This window comes from Hydrogenophaga borbori (assembly GCF_003417535.1).
GTDB lineage: Bacteria > Pseudomonadota > Gammaproteobacteria > Burkholderiales > Burkholderiaceae_C > Hydrogenophaga > Hydrogenophaga borbori.
The window spans coordinates 83,975-100,782 of the sequence record NZ_QVLS01000014.1 but is presented as its reverse complement, the minus strand read 5'-3'; the positions used below and the strand labels follow the sequence as shown (position 1 = coordinate 100,782).

Below are 16,808 nucleotides of genomic sequence, written 5' to 3'. Positions count from 1 at the left end.
CCGTGTCCTACATGTTGTTGATCATCGAGCCCGCCGGCCAGCGCGCCGAGCGCACCGAGGCGCAGGGCCGCGAGGTTTATGCCCGTATGCAGGCCTTCGGCGACGCGTTGCGCGCGCAGGGCAAGCTCAGGGCGGTGGAGTCGCTCGCCGGCCTGGGCGACGCGGTGCGCGTGAGCCAGGCGCCCGGTGCGGCGCGCCGGCTCGACGGCCCCTTTGCCGAAGCCAAGGAAATGGTGGGCGGCTTCTTGCTGCTCGACGGCGTGACGCGCGAGGAGGCCATCGAACTGGCCCGCCAGTGCCCGGCGGCCGAGTGGGCCACGGTCGAGGTGCGCGGCCTGGCGCCCTGCTTCGATGAGAGTCGGTCCTAGGGTTTTTACCTAGATCGACCCCGTCGAAACCCGGGGCGACGAACCGTCGTGGGGGTGAAGCGGGCGAAACGGTTGCCCGCGCCGTCCAGGAGAGTCCCATGCGATTCATGATCATCGTGCGCTCCATCCCCGAGTTCGAGGCCGAGACCACGCCCAGCCCCGACCCCGCCGTGTTCGACGCCATGCTGCGCTTCCACGAGGAGCTGGCCCGGGCCGGCGTGCTGCTCGACGCCTCGGGCCTGCACCCCAGCCGCAAGGGCTGGCGGGTACAGCACGGTTCCGGCGCGCCGCGCATCGTCGACGGCCCCTTCGCCGAAGCCAAGGAGCTCATCGCCGGCTACACCCTGATCCAGGTGCGCAGCCGCGACGAGGCCATCGAGTGGTCGCGCCGCTTTCCCAACCCGGTGGGCGAGGGCAAGCCCGCCGTGGTCGAGGTGCGCCAGCTCATCGAGCTCGACGAAATCCAGGCCGACGGTCCCAGCGTGGAGGCCTTCCGCCAGATGCTGCAAGCCTGATCCGACTTTTCCTGCCATCCACCCCGCCTCAGGAGTTCCCCATGTCCCGCCAGATCTTCGTCAACCTGCCCGTCGCCGACCTGCCGCGCGCCCGCGCCTTCTACACCGGCCTGGGCTTCACGCTCAACCCGCAGTTCAGCAACGACCAGGGCGCCTGCATCGTCATCAGCGAGCACGTCTACGTGATGCTGCTGGTGCGCCCCTACTTCCAGACCTTCACCCACCTGCCGGTGGCCGAACCGGCCAAGGCCACGGCCGTGCTCAACGCGCTGTCGTGCGAGAACCGCGCCGAGGTCGAATCCTTCGTCGCCAAGGCCCTGGCCGCCGGCGGCAGCACGCCCAACCCGGCCAAGGACCACGGCTTCATGTACCAGCACGGCTTCGCCGACCCGGACGGTCACCAGTGGGAGGTGTTCTACATGGACGAGGCGGCGTTCGCGCAACAGGCCCAGCAGCCGCAGCAGGCCTGAGGCGCGTCGACCGATGCACAGTGCCGTCCACCAGCGCATCGCCGCCACCTGGCGACTGGAGTCCGCCCAGGTGGTGGCCGCTGTCATGCGCCGCGTGCGCGACCTCGGCGTGGCCGAGGACATCGCGCAGGACGCGCTGGTGGCGGCCCTGGAGCATTGGCCGAAGGACGGCATCCCCGACAAGCCCGGGGCCTGGCTGATGCGCACCGCGCTCAACCGCGCGCTCGACCACCTGCGCCAGCGCGCCACGCGCGAGGGGCACGAGGCCGACATCGCCGCCGACCTGGTGGCCTTGCAGGCCGACCGCGCGCCCGACGTGGCCGAGCTGGTGGACGCCGCGCGCCGCGACCCGATCGGCGACGACCTGCTGCGCCTGGTCTTCACCGCCTGCCACCCCGTGCTCTCGGCCGATGCACGCGTGGCGCTCACGCTCAAGCTGCTGGGCGGCCTGAGCACACACGAGATCGCGCGCGCCGTGCTGCAGACCGAGTCCACCGTGGCGCAGCGCATCGTGCGCGCGCAGCGCACCCTGCGCGACGCGGGCGTGCCCTTCGAGCTGCCGCACGGCCCCGCGCTGGCCGAGCGCCTGGGCTCGGTGCTGGAGGTCATCTACCTCATCTTCAACGAGGGCTACACGGCCACGCGCGGCAGCGACTGGATGCGCCCCGCGCTGTGCGATGAGGCGCTGCGCCTAGCGCGCGTGCTGGCCGATCTGATGCCGCGCGAGCCCGAAGCGCTGGGCCTGCAGGCGCTGCTGGAGATCCAGGCCTCGCGCAGCGCCGCGCGCACCGATGCGCAGGGCCGCCCCGTGCTGCTGGAGCAGCAGGACCGCGCGCGCTGGGACCGCCTGCTCATCCGCCGCGGGCTGGACGCGCTGTCGCGCGCCGACCTCATCACCGAATCGCCCGGTCCCTACCAGTTGCAGGCGGCCATCGCCGCCTGCCATGCGAGCGCCGCCTCGGTGGAGTCCACCGACTGGGCGCGCATGGCCGCGCTGTACGCCGAGCTGGCGCGCCTGGCGCCCTCGCCCGTGGTGGAGCTCAACCGCGCGGTGGCGGTGTCGCGCCACGCCGGCCCGGCCGCTGGCCTGGCCGTGCTCGCACCGCTGCTGCACGAGCCCGCGCTGGCGCGCTACCCCTGGCTCAGCGCCGTCTGCGGCGACCTGCTGCAACAGCTGGGTCGCCGGGCGGAAGCGCGCGAGGCCTTCGAGCGCGCCGCCAGCCTCACCCAGAACGAGGCCGACCAGGCCCTGATGCGCGAGCGCGCCGAAGCGCTGCGCGACACCCCGGCGCACCCGCCGCGCGCCGACCGCGCCTGAAGCGCTTCACGCGCCCGTCATCTGCGCGCCGCACAGTGCGCGGATGGCCGACCAGACGCTTCCCTTTGCGCCCGCCAGCCCCTGGCTGCGGGCCGACATCTGGCTGTTCCGCCGCCTCGGCGCGGGGCGCGGCCCGGCCGCCGCGCTGGCGCTGGCGCGATGGGTCGCTCGCTGGAGCTGGCTGCCCTTGCTGGCGCTCGTGGGGCTGGTGTCGCTGCGGCACCCGCTGGGGCCAGGGCTGGCCCTGCTGTGCCTGGCCTGGGCCGGCCTGGTGCAGCGGGCGGGCAAGCGCCTGGCGCGCCGCTGGCAGGCGCAGCGGCCCTTTGCCTTGGGCCTGTGCGCCAACCACCTGGGCCACGGCGGCCGCGCGGGCTTCCCGAGCAGCCATGCCCTGGTGATGGGCGCCGTGCTGGGCGTGCTGCTGCCGCACACCGGCAGCGGGGCGCTGATCGCCGCCATGGCGGCCGTGGCCCTGGGCACCGGCTGGGCGCGCGTGCACACCGGCGCCCACTTCCCGCTCGACGTGCTCGCGGGCCTGGTCCTGGGCCTGGCCAGTGGCCTGGCCTTCGGACTGGCGCTGCCGGCGTGATGGCCCGCACAGGCCCGCTCTCAGGCCGGCTCCCCGACCCCGACGCCGGGGCGGCGCTGGTGTGGGGTCCCGCCCGCTGGCCCTGGCGGCGCCTCGTCCGCCGGCCACGGTGACGGACGGGCGCCTCGGCCGGCAGGCGACCCATGCAGGATGGCCAGCAGCGCGATCAGCGCCTGGCGCCCGCCGGGCTGCGTGTCGAACGCGCCCAGCAGGGGCAGCTTCTCGACATCGTCGATGAAGCGCCGAAGGGCGCTGGGGGCGCCCGCGCCCTGGCGCAGCTGGTCCTCGATCAGGGGGCCGATCAGATCGTGCGCCGGGTCGGGTGAACCGCCGCACAGCGCGGGCAGCAGTTCTGGCAGGCGTTGCATGAGGGCGGGCAGGCGCTCGTCCAGGAGCAGCGCCAGGTGCAGGTCCATGCGGTGCAGGGCGAGGGCCTGCCGCACCGGCGCCTGACCCGCCTCGATCACTCGGTCGCGCTGGGCGCTCACCGCAAAGGGCATGGCGCGGCGCGCGTAGCCCATGAGTTCGCCGTGCACCGACACATGGTTGAGGGTGTCGTGGTGGCCCAGGCCCTCGCCGACCACCGTGAAGGGGGCGGCGGCGAACAGCGTGGCGGGGCGCTCCAGCCAGACGGCCATGCTGGCGGCCAGGGCCGCGCCCATGCCGTGACCGGTGAAGACCAGGCGGCCCGGGTCCTGTCCCTGCCGCTGGGCCGACTCCACCACCGCGAGGCAGTGCGCCACGGCCTGGCGCCGCTGCTCGGTGCCGATCTCGACCCCCTGGGTGCCGAGCACCAGGCTCAGCGCCAGCAACAGCTCGGGCAGGTCCTGCCGAGCAGGGGCCGGCAGCGCCGACAACAAGTCCCGGCCTCGGTAGGCCATCACCATGTCCCCCGTGGACGGGTTGAGGTACGCCCTGGCGCCGAAGCCGCCGCCGCGCAGGGCTTGCTCGGCCTGCGCCGCCAGGCGCGGCGCTTGCAAGGCCTTCCAGCCCGGCAGCAGGGCGGGGCGGTGGGCCCCCCCGGCCATGGGACCGATGCCGACGGCCCATGCGAGCTGGGCACATTCAAGAGGGGATGCCATGCGTTTCTCCATATGGGTGGGCGAAGCGGGGCCGGCCAGCGCCGGGCTGCGCACGATAGGGTGTGCGCGGCGGCGGCGATACACGGGTGGGGTACAGACAGCTCCCCCAGGTGGTGGAGGGTCGTGCGCGATCCTTCGGGGTGGCCGCCACGGGCGAACACCGATGGCGCGCGACTCCGCGCGCCCTCACACTCGCGTTCACCATGACCGAGTCCGCCGCTCCCCGCGATCGCCACACCGTCCTCATCGTCGGCGCCGGGCCCGCGGGCCTGGCGGTGGCCGGCGGCCTGCGCCTGCTGGGGCGCGACGCCACGGTCATCGACGAGGCCGCGCAGCTGGGCTCGTCCTGGCGCGAGCACTACGAGCGGCTGCACCTGCACACGGTCAAGTCGCACTCGGCCTTGCCGGGCCTGCCGTTCCCCGACGGGGCGCCGCGCTACGTGCCGCGCCAGGGCGTGGTGGACTACCTGGAGGCCTACGCCCGCCACCACCGCATCGAACCCCTGGGCGGGCAGACGGTGGTGCGCATCACCGCCGGCGCCGCCACCGACCCTGGCGCGCGCTGGCGCGTGCACACCGCTGGCGGCCGGGTCCTGGAGGCCGCGCAGCTGGTGCTGGCCACCGGCGCCAACCGCGAGCCGCGCATGCCGGTGCTGCCGGGGCAGGACGCCTTCACCGGCCGCGTGCTGCACAGCCACGATTACCGCAACGCCCAGCCGTTCAAGGACCAGTGTGTGCTGGTGGTGGGCATGGGCAACACGGGCGCGGAGATTGCGCTGGACCTGGCCGAGCAGGGCGTGGCGGTGGCGCTGTCGGTGCGCTCGCCGGTCAACATCGTCAAGCGCGACGTGCTGGGCCGGCCCACGCAGCTCTCCAGCATCGCGCTGGCCCGCCTGCCCGAGCCCATCGGCGACGCCTGCGCCACGCTGCTGCGCCGGCTCACCGTGGGCGACCTGTCGCGCTGGGGCCTGCGCACGCCGGCCGCCTCGCCGCTGCGCCAGTTGCGTCGCGAGGGCAAGACGCCGGTGATCGACGTCGGCACCCTCGCGCGCATCCGGCGCGGCGAGATCACCGTCTACCCCGGCATCGCCACGCTCATGCGCGGCGGCGTTCGCTTCACCGACGGACGGGGACAGGGCTTCGACAGCATCGTGCTCGCCACCGGCTACCAGCCCCTGGTGCAGGGGCTGTTCCCGAACCACCCGCTGCCGCTGGACGAACGCGGCCTGCCCACGGTGCTGCACGGCGAAGGCGCGTTGGCGGGGTTGCACTTCGTGGGCTACGACATCCGCCAGCCGGGCGGGCTGCTGCGCACGATCGCGATGCAGGCCGAGCGGGTGGCGGGGCGCATCGCGCTCGACGCGGTCCCCGCCTGAGCCACCCTGCCACAGGCGCCGGGGGCGCGGGTGGCGTGCGCGCCGATGGCCCTTTGGTTAGCGGTGCGAACTTGCATCGCGTAAGAAATGCGCCCAGGATGCGACACATCCCCATCCCAACACACCCGAGGAGCGCCCATGAAGGCGATCTGGAACGGCACGGTGATTGCCGAAAGCGACGACATCGTGCTCGTCGAGGGCAATGCCTACTTCCCTGCGAGCGCGTTGCGCCGCGAGTACCTGCAGCACAGCAACCACCACACCTACTGCCCCTGGAAGGGCCAGGCCAGCTACCACAGCCTGCTCGTCGACGGCGAACTCAACCGCGACGCCGCCTGGTTCTACCCCGACCCCAAGCCCGAGGCCGACATGGTGCGCGACCGCGTGGCCTTCTGGCGCGGCGTGCAGGTGGTGGACTGAGCATGCGGCGCGACGCCACCGCCGACACCGCCGCGCGCTACGCCGAGGTGCGCGCCCGCAGCGAAGCGCTGTGCGCGCCGCTGGCCATCGAGGACCACGTCGTCCAGCCCGTGGTGGACGTGAGTCCGCCCAAGTGGCACCTGGCGCACACCACCTGGTTCTTCGAGGCCATGCTGCTCGCGCACGCCTCGCCGGGCTACGCGCCGTTCCATCCGGCCTACGGTTACCTCTTCAACAGCTACTACGAGGGCGAGGGCGAGCGCGTGCCGCGCGCGCAGCGCGGTCACCTGAGCCGGCCGACCGTGGCCGAGGTGCTGGCCTACCGCGCGCACGTGGACGCGGCCGTGCAAGCCTGGCTGGCCACGCAGCCACCGGCCCGGTGGCTGGACCGCCTGGCGCTGGGCCTGCAGCATGAGCAGCAGCACCAGGAACTGCTGCTCACCGACATCAAGGCCATCCTGGGTCACAACCCCCTGCGCCCCGCCTACGCCAGCGCCGACACCGCCGCGGTGGGCCTGGCCGGCGAACACGCACCGCAAGCCGCCGCGATGGGATGGATCGAGCAGCCCGGCGGCGTGGTCGCCATCGGGCACGCGGGCGACGGTTTCGCCTTCGACAACGAGGGCGGGCGCCACGAACGGCTGCTCACGCCCTTCGCGCTCGGCGACCGGCTGGTCAGCAACGCCGAATACACGGCCTTCATCGACGCCGGCGGCTACCAGGACCCGCGCCACTGGCACGCCGACGGCTGGGACTGGCTGCGCCAGAACGCCATCGCGGCGCCGATGTATTGGTTCCGCGGCGAGGGCGGCGCCTGGTGGCACCAGACCCTGGCCGGCCCCGCGCCGCTGCCACCGCACGCGCCGGTGACGCACGTGAGCTGGTACGAGGCCAGCGCCTACGCCGACTGGGCCGGCGCGCGCCTGCCCACCGAGTTCGAATGGGAGGCCGCCGCTGGCCGGGGCATGGCCTGGGGCGAGCGCTGGGAGTGGACCGCCAGCGCCTACGCGCCTTACCCGGGCTTTCGGCGCGCCGAAGGCTCGGTGGGCGAGTACAACGGCAAGTTCATGGTGAACCAGCAGGTGCTGCGGGGCGCGTCGTTTGCCACGCCGCCCGGGCATCAACGCCTGACGTACCGCAACTTCTTTCAGCCGCCGCTGCGCTGGCAATACACCGGCATCCGCCTGGCCCGGCCATGAGCACCGGCGCGCACCGAGCAAGGTTTGCAGAATGACCCGAAGCCGCGACCCAGCATCCGCCCTCCCACCCGCGCGCGACACGGCGCCACCCGAAGCCGGTGCCGCCGCGCCGCGCGGCCTGGCCGCCGACGCGCTGGCTGGCCTGTCGGGCAGTCCCAAGCGGCTGTCGTCCAAGTACTTCTATGACGACCGCGGCTCGCGCCTGTTCGAACGCATCATGCGCCTGCCCAGCTACTACCCCACGCGGGTGGAGGCCGCCATGCTGCGCCGCCACGCCAGGGACCTGCTGGACGCGCTGGACACCGGCGGCTCGCCGATCGAAATGCTCGAGCTCGGCAGCGGCGACGGGCGCAAGACGCTGGCGCTGTGCCGTGCCTGGCTCAAGGCCGGCGCCGAACTGGTCTACCGCCCCATGGACATCTCCGCCCAGGCGCTGGACCAGCTGAGCGCGCGCATGGCGCGCCAGTTGCCCGCGCTGGCGGTGCACCCGCTGTGCGGCGACTACTTCCAGACCTGGCCCATTCCCAGCGCGCGGCGCCGCCAGGTGGCGCTGTTCCTGGGCAGCAACCTCGGCAACTTCACCGACGAGGAAGCCCGGCGCTTCCTGCGCCGCGTGCGCGCCCACCTGCGCCGGGGCGACAGCCTGCTGCTCGGCCTGGACCTGCGCAAGGACCCCCACACCGTGCTGGCCGCCTACGACGACCCCGAGGGCGTGACGGCCGCCTTCAACCTGAACCTGCTGCGCCGCCTCAACCGCGAGCTGGGCATGGACTTCGATCTCGACCGCTTCCGCCACTACGCGAGCTACTGCCCGCTGCAGGGGGTGGCGCGCAGCTTCCTGGTGAGCCAGGCGCGCCAGACCGTGCGCAGCGCGCTGCTGCGGCGCGAGTTTCACTTCGGTGCCGGCGAGTTCATCTACACCGAGCAGTCGCAGAAGTACGAGCGCGCGGGCGTGGAGGCCATGGCCGCCGACACCGGCTTCGAGCTGCGGGCCTGGTTCGAGGACCCGGCCTTGCCCTACGCCCTCGTGGCCTGCCGCGCCACGGGCTGAGGCGCCGCGCCGCCGCTGTCGCCGGCTCGACAGCGGGCATTGGTATTTTCACCAAGCACCCGCTTGCTATAAATGAACGGCGCTGCTAACGTGGCGCGCCATGGATGCCCAGGCCACCCCCGCGCCCGAGCGCCGCAGCCGCGGACGCCCCCGCAAGACCGCCGATGAGCGCGACGACGGCAACCGCCGCCAGGCCCTGCTGCGCGCGGCCGCGCGCCTGTTCCGCCAGCAGGGCTTCGCGGCCACCAGCACGCGCGACATCGCCGCCGCCGTGGGCATGCGCTCGGGCTCGCCCTTCTACCATTTCGAGAACAAGGAAGCCCTGCTCGCCGCCGTGATGGAAGAGGGCATGCAGCGTGCCCTGCGGCACCAGCGCGAGCGCATGGACGCGGCCGTGGCCGCCGCGCCCGGGCCGCTGTCGGCCAGCGAGTGCCTGCGCGTGCTGGTGCGCGGCCACTTCGACAACCTGCTGGGCCCCGAGAGTGACCACATCCCCGTGATGCTGTACGAGTGGCGCTGGCTCGCGCCGCAGCCCAAGCGGGTGGTGAGCGAGCTGATGGCCGAGTACGAGGCCGTGTGGGTACCGGTGCTGCAGGCCCTGCGGCGCGAAGGCGCGCTGCGGGGCGACACCGCGCTGGCGCGGCTGCTGATCTTCGGCGCGCTCAACTGGACCGCGCAGTGGTACGACCCGGAGGGACCGACCACGCTGGATGGCCTCACCGAGGCCGCGCTGCAACTCTTCGTCAAGGACATGGAATGAACCCAGGCCCCCACACGCCGCCGCTGCGCGGGTCGCTGTCCCCCGAGGCGGCCGAGCCGGCCGGAGGCGGCCCGGCGCCGGATCGCTACCGCTCCGTCTTCCGACCCGGCCTGTTCGCGGGCCAGGTCATCGTGGTCACGGGCGGTGGCTCGGGCATCGGCCGCTGCACCGCGCACGAACTGGCCGCGCTGGGCGCGCACGTGGCCCTGGTGGGCCGCAGACCCGAGAAGCTGCGGGCCGTGGCCGAGGAGATCGCGGCCGATGGCGGGCGCGCGAGCTGCCACGCTGGCGACATCCGCCAGGAAGACACGGTGCGCGCCCTGGTGGCGGACATCGTGGCCACGCAGGGCCGCCTGCACGGGCTGGTGAACAACGCGGGCGGCCAGTACATCAGCCCGTTGGAAAAGATCGGCGCCAAGGGCTGGCAGGCCGTGCTGGACACCAACCTCATGGGCGGCTTCCTGGTGGCGCGCGAGTGCTACCTGCAAAGCCTACAGGCGCATGGCGGCGCCATCGTCAACATCGTGGCCGACATGTGGGGCAGCATGCCCGGCATGGGCCACAGCGGCGCGGCGCGCGCCGGCATGGTGAGCTTCACCGAGACGGCCGCGCTGGAATGGGCCCGCAGCGGCGTGCGCGTGAACGCGGTGGCGCCGGGCTACATCGCCTCCAGCGGCATGGACCACTACCCGCCCGAGGCCGGCCCCATGCTGCGCGAGATGCGCGAAACGGTGCCCCTGGGCCGCTTCGGCAACGAGGCCGAAACCAGCGCGGCCATCGCCTTCCTGCTGTCGCCAGCCGCCAGCTTCATCAGCGGCAGCGTGCTGCGCGTGGACGGCGCGCGGCCCCAGGTGCGCCTGGGCTGGGGCCAGGTCGCGGCGCCGGCCGAGGCGCAGTCGCGCGACGCCGTGAAGCCCTTCGATGGCTTTCACCGCTACGCCGTGCCCCAGGTGTTCCAGCCATGAGCTTCGCGTCCCGCTTCAACCCCCACACCGAAGCCGCGCAAGTGCGCCGGGCGGCCATGCTCGAGCGCATTGCGCAGCTGCGCGCGCTCGAGCAGCGCGCCGCCAGCGCCTCGGCCCAGGCCAAGCCCGTGTTCGACAAGCGCGGCCAGCTGCTGCCGCGCGAGCGCATTGCGCTGCTGCTGGACCCGGGCGCGCCCTGGCTGCCGCTGTGCTCGCTCGCGGGCTTTCTGCAGGACACCAAGGACCCCGCGAAGTCGGTGGCCGGCGGCGGCGTGCTCGCGGGCATCGGTTTCGTCAGCGGCGTGCGCTGCATGGTGGTGGCCAGCGACTCGGGCATCGAGGCCGGCGCCATCCAGCCCCGCGGGCTGGAAAAAATCCTGCGGGTGCAGGACATCGCGCTGGAGAACAAGCTGCCCTTCGTTCACCTGGTGGAGAGCGCGGGCGCCAACCTCACCAAATACAAGGTCGAGGGCTTCGTGCACGGCGGCTCGCTGTTCCGCAACCTGGCGCGGCACTCGGCCGCGGGGCTGCCGGTGATCACGGTGCAGCACGGCTCGGGCACGGCGGGCGGGGCCTACATGCCGGGGCTGTCGGACATCGTGGTGATGGTGCGCGGGCGTTCGCGCGCCTTCCTGGCGGGGCCGCCTCTGCTCATGGCCGCCACGGGCGAGGTGGCCACCGAGGAGGAACTGGGCGGCGCCGAGATGCACACCGGCGTGTCGGGCCTGGGCGAGTACCTGGCGGAGGACGACCGCGAGGCGCTGGGGCTGGCCCGGCGCATCGTCGAGCAGTTGCGCGACAGCGTCGCGCGCCCGGCCGCGCCGGTGGTGGCCGAGCCGCTGCTGTCCAGCGACGACCTGCTCAGCCTCATGCCCACGCACCACCGTGAGCCCGTGGACATGCGCGAGGTGATGGCCCGCCTGGCCGATGGCTCCGACCTGCTGGAGTTCAAGCCGCTCTACGGCGCGGCCACGGTGTGCGCGCAGGCGCGCATCGGCGGCCACGCGGTGGGCCTCGTCAGCAACAACGGGCCCATCGATGTGGCCAGCGCCAACAAGGCCACGCACTTCATCCAGTGGATGTGCCAGCTGGGCCACCCCCTCATCTACCTGCAGAACACCACCGGCTACATGGTGGGCAAGGACAGCGAGCAGGGCGGCATGATCAAGCACGGCAGCAAGATGATCCAGGCGGTGACGGGCGCCACCGTGCCGCAGATCACCATCCAGTGCGGCGCCTCTTTCGGCGCCGGCAACTACGGCATGTGCGGGCGCGGCTTCGGGCCGCGTTTCCTGTTCAGCTGGCCCAATGCGCGCACGGCCGTGATGGGCGGTGAGCAGGCCGCGCGCACCATGCAGATCGTGGCCGAGGCCGGGCTGGCGCGCAAAGGCATCGCGCCCGACCCGGCGCAGATGCGGCAGCAGTTCGAGCAGATCGTGCAGGTCTTCGAGAGCCAGGCCGACGCCTTCCACACCAGCGGCCTGCTGCTGGACGACGGCGTGATCGACCCGCGCGACACGCGCGCCGTGCTGGTCTTCTGCCTGGACACCTGCGCCGAGGCCGGATTGCGCCACCCGCGCCCCTTGCCGTTCGGCGTGGCGCGCATGTAGACCCGCCACGCGCCCACCCAGAGGAGAACCCCATGCAGTTCACGCACGAGCACCGCGAAATACAGAAAACGCTCAAGCGTTTCATCGACGACCACATCAACCCCCACGTGGACGAGTGGGAAGCGGCCGAGATGTTTCCCGCGCACGAGGTCTTCAAGGGCCTGGGGCAGCTGGGCCTGCTGGGCCTGACCAAGCCCGAGGCGCATGGCGGCGCAGGCCTGGACTACAGCTACAGCGTGGCCATGGCCGAGTCCCTGGGCCACATCCACTGCGGCGGCGTGCCCATGGCCATCGGTGTGCAAACCGACATGGCCACGCCCGCGCTGGCGCGCTTCGGCAGCGAGGAACTGAAGGCGCAGTTCCTGGCGCCCGCGATCCGCGGCGAGGCGGTGGGCGCCATCGGCGTGAGCGAGCCGGGCGCCGGCAGCGACGTGGCCGCCATCAAGACAACGGCCCGCAAGGACGGCGACGACTACGTCATCAGCGGCCAGAAGATGTGGATCACCAACAGCCTGCAGGCCGACTGGATCTGCCTGCTGGTCAACACCAGCGACGGCCCGGCGCACAAGAACAAGAGCCTGGTCATGGTGCCGCTGCGCGAGAACGGCAAGACCGTCAAAGGCTTCGAGGTCGGCAAGAAGATCCGCAAGATCGGTATGCACAGCAGCGACACCGGTCTGCTGTACTTCGACGAGGTGCGCGTGCCGCAGCGTTACCGCATCGGCCAGGAGGGCGCGGGCTTCGTCTACCAGATGCAGCAGTTCCAGGAAGAGCGCCTGTGGTGCGCGGCCAGCACCCTGCAGAGCCTGAACAACTGCATCGAATGGACCATCGAGTGGGCGCAGGAGCGCCAGCTCTTCGGTGCCCAGCTGGCCGACCAGCAGTGGGTGCAGTTCAAGCTGGCCGAGCTCAAGACTGAGGTGGAGGCCCTGCGCGCGCTCACCTACCTCTCGTGCGACCGCTACGTGGCCGGCGAGGACGTGACCGAGTGGGCCACCATGGCCAAGCTCAAGGCCGGCCGGCTCAACCGCCAGGTGCCCGACACCTGCCTGCAGTTCTGGGGCGGCATGGGCTTCACGCTGGAGAACAAGGTCTCGCGCATGTACCGCGACGGGCGCCTGGCCTCCATCGGTGGCGGGGCCGACGAGGTGATGCTGGGCATCCTGAGCAAGATCATGGGCATCGCCAAACGGCCGCAGCGATGAGCGCGCTGCTGATCCACCGCGACGGCGCCATCGAGCGCTGGACGCTGAACGAGCCCGCCACGCGCAATGCGCTGAGCGACGCGATGGTGCTGGCCCTGTTCGAGGCCTGCCTGCGCGCCAAGGCCGACGCTTCCTTGCGTGGCGTGGTGCTGGCGGGCGCGGACGGCGCCTTCTGCGCGGGCGGCAGCCTGGGCGGCTTTGCCAGCGCCATTGGCCAGGCCCTGCCTCCCGGCGAGGCCGATCCCCTGGTCGCCTTGAACCGCGGCTTCGGCGACCTGCTGCACGCGCTGATCGGCTTGCCGCAATGGCTGATGTGCGCCGTCGACGGCCCGGCCATGGGCGGTGGCTTCGGCCTGGTGTGCTGCGCCGACGTGGTGATCGCCACCGAGCGATCGGCCTTCGCCACGCCCGAGGTCACGCTGGGCCTGCCGCCGGCGCAGATCGCGCCCTTCGTGTGGCGGCGCCTGGGCGACGCCACCGCGCGCCAGTGCCTCCTGAGTGGCACGCGCTGGACCGCGCGCGAGGCGCAGGCCGTGGGCCTGGTGAATACCGTGGTGGCCGACGACGCGCTGGACGCCGCCGTGGCCTACGCCGCCAAGGCCCTGGGCCGCGCCGCGCCCGGCGCGCTGGCGGCCACCAAGCAGCTGCTGCACCGCCTGCACCAGCACCTGCCCGATCTGCGCGACGAGGCCGCCATCGCCTTCGCGAACGCGCTGCGCGGCCCCGAGGCCGCCGCCGGCCTGGCCGCGTTCGCCAGCAAGCAGCCCGCTCCCTGGGCGAAGGGCAGGGACACATGAAGCGCCTGCTCATCGCCAACCGCGGCGAGATCGCGCGCCGCGTGATCCGCACCGCGCACCGCATGGGCATCGCCACCGTGGCGGTGTTCAGCGACCCCGACGCGCGCGCGCCGCACGTGCGCGAGGCCGGCGCCGCCTTCGCGCTCGGCGGGGCTGGTTCGGCCGATTCCTACCTGCGCATCGATCGCCTCATCGCCGCCGCGCGCGCCACCGGCGCCGACGCGCTGCACCCCGGCTACGGCTTCCTCAGCGAGAACGCCGACTTCGCGCAGGCCGTGATCGACGCCGGACTCACTTGGGTGGGCCCGCCGCCCGGGGCCATCCGTGCGCTGGGCAGCAAGTCGGCCGCCAAGGCCCTGGCGCAAGCGCATGGCGTGCCGGTGCTGCCGGGCTACTTCGGCGCGGACCAGCGCGACGAGACCTTCGCCGCCGAGGCCGGGCGCATCGGCTACCCGGTGATGGCGAAGGCCGTGGCGGGCGGCGGCGGGCGCGGCATGCGCCTCGTCGCCGAGGCCGCGCAGCTGCCCGCCGCGCTGGCCAGCGCGCGCGCCGAGGCGCTGGCCGGTTTCGGCAGCGCGGATCTGCTGATCGAGTCGGCCGTGCGGCGCCCGCGCCACGTGGAGGTGCAGGTCTTCGCCGACGCGCAGGGGCGCTGCATCCACCTGGGCGAGCGCGACTGCTCGGTGCAGCGGCGCCACCAGAAGATCGTCGAGGAAGCGCCGAGCCCGGCGGTCACGCCGCCACTGCGCGAGCGCCTGGGCGAGGCCGCCGTGGCGCTGGCGCAGGCGGCGGGCTACGTGGGAGCGGGCACGGTGGAGTTCCTGCTGGACGGCGACCGGTTCTTCCTGATGGAGATGAACACCCGACTGCAGGTGGAGCACCCGGTGACGGAGATGCTCACCGGCCTGGACCTGGTGGAGTGGCAGATCCGCGTGGCGCGCGGCGAGCCGCTGCCGCTGGCTCAGGACCAGGTGCGCCTGCAAGGCCATGCCATCGAGGTGCGCCTGTGCGCCGAGGACGAGCGCTTCGCGCCCCACACCGGCACCGTGCGCGCCTTCGCCGAACCCCCGCCGGGCGAGGGCCATCGCTTCGACCACGCCATCGAAACCGGCATGGAAGTGACGCCGCACTACGACGCCCTGCTGGGCAAGCTCGTGGCCCACGCGCCCACGCGCGCGCAGGCCATCGAGCGCCTCGCGCACGCGCTGGACGCGACCGTGCTCCTGGGCCTGCCCACCAACCGCGCCTTCCTGGCGGCCTGCCTTCGCCACCCGGTGTTCGGCGCGGGCGAGGCGCTGATCCCCTTCCTGGCGGAGCAGGGCGAGGCCATCCGCGGCGCCTTGCTGCCGCCGGCCGAGGTGGTGCTCGCCGGGGTGCTGGGCGCGGCCTGCGCGGATCGGTCCGCGTCCGGCGCGCTGCCGTGCCCGTTCGCGCGCCCGCTGCGCTGGCGGCACGGCGACACGGTGCTGGACATCGCCGTGCTGGAACACGGCCATGGCCGCCTGAGCGTCTCGCTGGGTGATCGCACGCACGAGGCCCTTCTGCAGGCCCAGGGCGTCGCCATCGACGGCGTGCGCCACGCCACCACCGCCGTGGCGCTGGGCGACGGCCAGTGGCAGGTGCAGGTGGGTCCGCACACGCTGGCGCTCAGCGACCTGAGCCACCGCGCGCGGACCCGGGCCGGCGCCGCTGGCGCGGTGGGCGAGCTGCGCGCGCCTTTCAACGGCAAGCTCGTGGCCGTGCACGCCCGGCCCGGCGCGCGCGTGGCCAAGGGCGAGGCGCTGTTCGCCATCGAGAGCATGAAGATCGAGCACCTGATCGCCGCGCCGCGCGACGCCACGGTGCAGGCCGTGTCGGTGTCGGCGGGCCAGCAGGTGGCGCCGGGGCAACTGCTCGTGAGCTTTGCGGCAGAGGCAGCGGCATGAACTGGGACGCCGCCGACACCCAGGCCCTGCTCGACACGGTGGACCGCTTCGCGCGCGACGCGCTGGTGCCGCACGTGAACGACTGGGACGCCCAGGCCACGTTCCCGCGCGGGCTCTACCGCGAGGCCGCGCGTGTCGGCCTGCTGGGCCTGGGCTACCCCGAGGCGCTCGGCGGCACGCCCGCGCCCTGGCGCGCGCGCAACGCGGTGTCGCAGCTGCTGGCGCGGCGCACCGCCAGCGGCGGCCTGCTGGCCAGCCTGTTCAGCCACAACATCGGCCTGCCACCGGTGCTCAAGCATGGCGCGCCCGAGCTGCAGGCCGAGATCGTGCCGCCGGTCTTGCGTGGCGAGCGGATCGCCGCGCTGGGCATCACGGAGCCCGGCGCGGGCAGCGATGTGGCCAGCCTGCGCACCAGCGCGCGCCGCGAGGGCGGCGACTACGTCATCGATGGCGAGAAGGTCTTCATCACCTCCGGCGTGCGCTGCGACTGGATCACCCTGGCGGTTCGAACCGACCCGAACAACAAGGGCGCCGGCGGCATCAGCCTGATCGCCGTGCCCTGCGACGCCCAAGGCCTCGGCCGCACGCCGCTGCACAAGATGGGCTGGCACTGCAGCGACACCGGCCACCTGCGCTTCGACGGCGTGCGCGTGCCGGCGCGGTACCTGATCGGCGAGGAGCACAAGGGCTTTCGCTACATCATGGGCAACTTCAACGGCGAGCGCCTGGCCATGAGCGCGCTGGCCCTGGGTTTCGCCGAGGCCTGCCACGACGAGGCCCTGGCCTGGGCGCGCGAGCGAAAGACCTTCGGCGACGCGCTGATCGAGCGCCAGGCGATCCGCCACAAGCTCATGGACATGCGCATGCGAATCGCCTCCACCCAGGCCTGGCTGGACGCGCTGGGCGATCGCGTCGACGCGGGCGATGAGGGCCCCGACTGGGTGGGCCACGTCTGCCTGCTCAAGAACCACAGCACCCAGGCCATGCAGGCCAACGCCGACGCGGCCGTGCAGATACTGGGCGGCATGGGCTACATGCGCGGCACCGCCAGCGAGCGCCTCTACCGCGAGGTGAAGGTCATGATGATCGGCGGCGGCGCCGAGGAGATCATGAAAGACCTGGCGGCGCGGCAGTTCGGCGCCTGAGCCGGCAGGACGT

General features: G+C 72.9%; 17 protein-coding genes. 16 read left to right on the top strand and 1 reads right to left on the bottom strand.

Annotation, left to right across the window (positions count from 1 at the left end):
• The first annotated feature begins 2 nt into the window (after positions 1–2).
• The 5 genes from DY262_RS19550 (at position 3) to DY262_RS19530 (ending at position 3,260) form a co-directional block, all read left to right on the top strand.
• Positions 3–368, top strand: coding sequence for a YciI family protein (locus DY262_RS19550; protein WP_116960745.1), 366 nt, complete (start codon positions 3–5; stop codon positions 366–368).
• Positions 369–466: 98 nt separating this feature from the next.
• Positions 467–883, top strand: a complete 417-nt coding sequence (locus DY262_RS19545) for a YciI family protein (RefSeq protein WP_116960744.1) — start codon at positions 467–469, stop codon at positions 881–883.
• A 41-nt stretch (positions 884–924) separates the two neighbouring features.
• Positions 925–1,353, top strand: coding sequence for a VOC family protein (locus DY262_RS19540; protein ID WP_116960743.1), 429 nt, complete (start codon positions 925–927; stop codon positions 1,351–1,353).
• Positions 1,354–1,366: 13 nt separating this feature from the next.
• Positions 1,367–2,671: an RNA polymerase sigma factor gene (locus DY262_RS19535; protein WP_116960742.1), complete on the top strand. Its 1,305-nt coding sequence runs from the start codon at positions 1,367–1,369 to the stop codon at positions 2,669–2,671.
• 43 nt (positions 2,672–2,714) lie between these two features.
• Positions 2,715–3,260, top strand: coding sequence for a phosphatase PAP2 family protein (locus DY262_RS19530; protein ID WP_116960741.1), 546 nt, complete (start codon positions 2,715–2,717; stop codon positions 3,258–3,260).
• A gap of 20 nt (positions 3,261–3,280) precedes the next feature.
• Here the strand turns inward: DY262_RS19530 and DY262_RS19525 are convergent, their stop codons facing one another.
• A complete protein-coding gene (locus DY262_RS19525; protein WP_147326277.1) occupies positions 3,281–4,342 on the bottom strand; it encodes an alpha/beta hydrolase family protein in 1,062 nt (353 codons plus the stop codon).
• Between the two features lie 203 nt (positions 4,343–4,545).
• On the opposite strand from DY262_RS19525, the gene DY262_RS19520 reads away from it, so the two are divergent.
• From DY262_RS19520 to DY262_RS19470, 11 genes are all read left to right on the top strand, one after another.
• On the top strand, positions 4,546–5,718 hold the full coding sequence (locus DY262_RS19520; protein ID WP_116960739.1) for a flavin-containing monooxygenase: 1,173 nt from the start codon (positions 4,546–4,548) through the stop codon (positions 5,716–5,718).
• A gap of 138 nt (positions 5,719–5,856) precedes the next feature.
• Complete coding sequence (locus DY262_RS19515; RefSeq protein WP_116960738.1) at positions 5,857–6,138, top strand: DUF427 domain-containing protein; 282 nt, start codon at positions 5,857–5,859, stop codon at positions 6,136–6,138.
• 2 nt (positions 6,139–6,140) lie between these two features.
• Complete coding sequence (gene egtB / locus DY262_RS19510; RefSeq protein ID WP_116960737.1) at positions 6,141–7,337, top strand: ergothioneine biosynthesis protein EgtB; 1,197 nt, start codon at positions 6,141–6,143, stop codon at positions 7,335–7,337.
• 31 nt (positions 7,338–7,368) lie between these two features.
• Positions 7,369–8,388 carry an L-histidine N(alpha)-methyltransferase gene (gene egtD / locus DY262_RS19505; protein WP_116960736.1) on the top strand — a complete coding sequence of 340 codons (1,020 nt, stop codon included), beginning with the start codon at positions 7,369–7,371 and terminating at the stop codon, positions 8,386–8,388.
• Between the two features lie 100 nt (positions 8,389–8,488).
• Entirely contained in the window at positions 8,489–9,148 is a 660-nt protein-coding gene (locus tag DY262_RS19500) for a TetR/AcrR family transcriptional regulator (protein ID WP_116960735.1), read from the top strand.
• The gene (locus DY262_RS19495; RefSeq protein ID WP_245981108.1) at positions 9,145–10,113 is read left to right on the top strand and encodes an SDR family oxidoreductase; all 969 of its coding nucleotides are present in this window, start codon (positions 9,145–9,147) and stop codon (positions 10,111–10,113) included. The genes DY262_RS19500 and DY262_RS19495 overlap by 4 nt, the downstream gene beginning before the upstream one ends.
• Entirely contained in the window at positions 10,110–11,723 is a 1,614-nt protein-coding gene (locus tag DY262_RS19490; RefSeq protein ID WP_116960734.1) for an acyl-CoA carboxylase subunit beta, read from the top strand. The genes DY262_RS19495 and DY262_RS19490 overlap by 4 nt, the downstream gene beginning before the upstream one ends.
• Before the next feature lie 32 nt (positions 11,724–11,755).
• Positions 11,756–12,928, top strand: a complete 1,173-nt coding sequence (locus DY262_RS19485) for an acyl-CoA dehydrogenase family protein (RefSeq protein ID WP_116960733.1) — start codon at positions 11,756–11,758, stop codon at positions 12,926–12,928.
• The gene (locus DY262_RS19480) at positions 12,925–13,725 is read left to right on the top strand and encodes an enoyl-CoA hydratase/isomerase family protein (protein ID WP_116960732.1); all 801 of its coding nucleotides are present in this window, start codon (positions 12,925–12,927) and stop codon (positions 13,723–13,725) included. The genes DY262_RS19485 and DY262_RS19480 overlap by 4 nt, the downstream gene beginning before the upstream one ends.
• The gene (locus DY262_RS19475; RefSeq protein WP_116960731.1) at positions 13,722–15,650 is read left to right on the top strand and encodes an ATP-binding protein; all 1,929 of its coding nucleotides are present in this window, start codon (positions 13,722–13,724) and stop codon (positions 15,648–15,650) included. Before DY262_RS19480 ends, DY262_RS19475 begins: the two co-directional genes overlap by 4 nt.
• The gene (locus DY262_RS19470; protein WP_116960730.1) at positions 15,647–16,795 is read left to right on the top strand and encodes an acyl-CoA dehydrogenase family protein; all 1,149 of its coding nucleotides are present in this window, start codon (positions 15,647–15,649) and stop codon (positions 16,793–16,795) included. Before DY262_RS19475 ends, DY262_RS19470 begins: the two co-directional genes overlap by 4 nt.
• Positions 16,796–16,808: the final 13 nt, after the last annotated feature.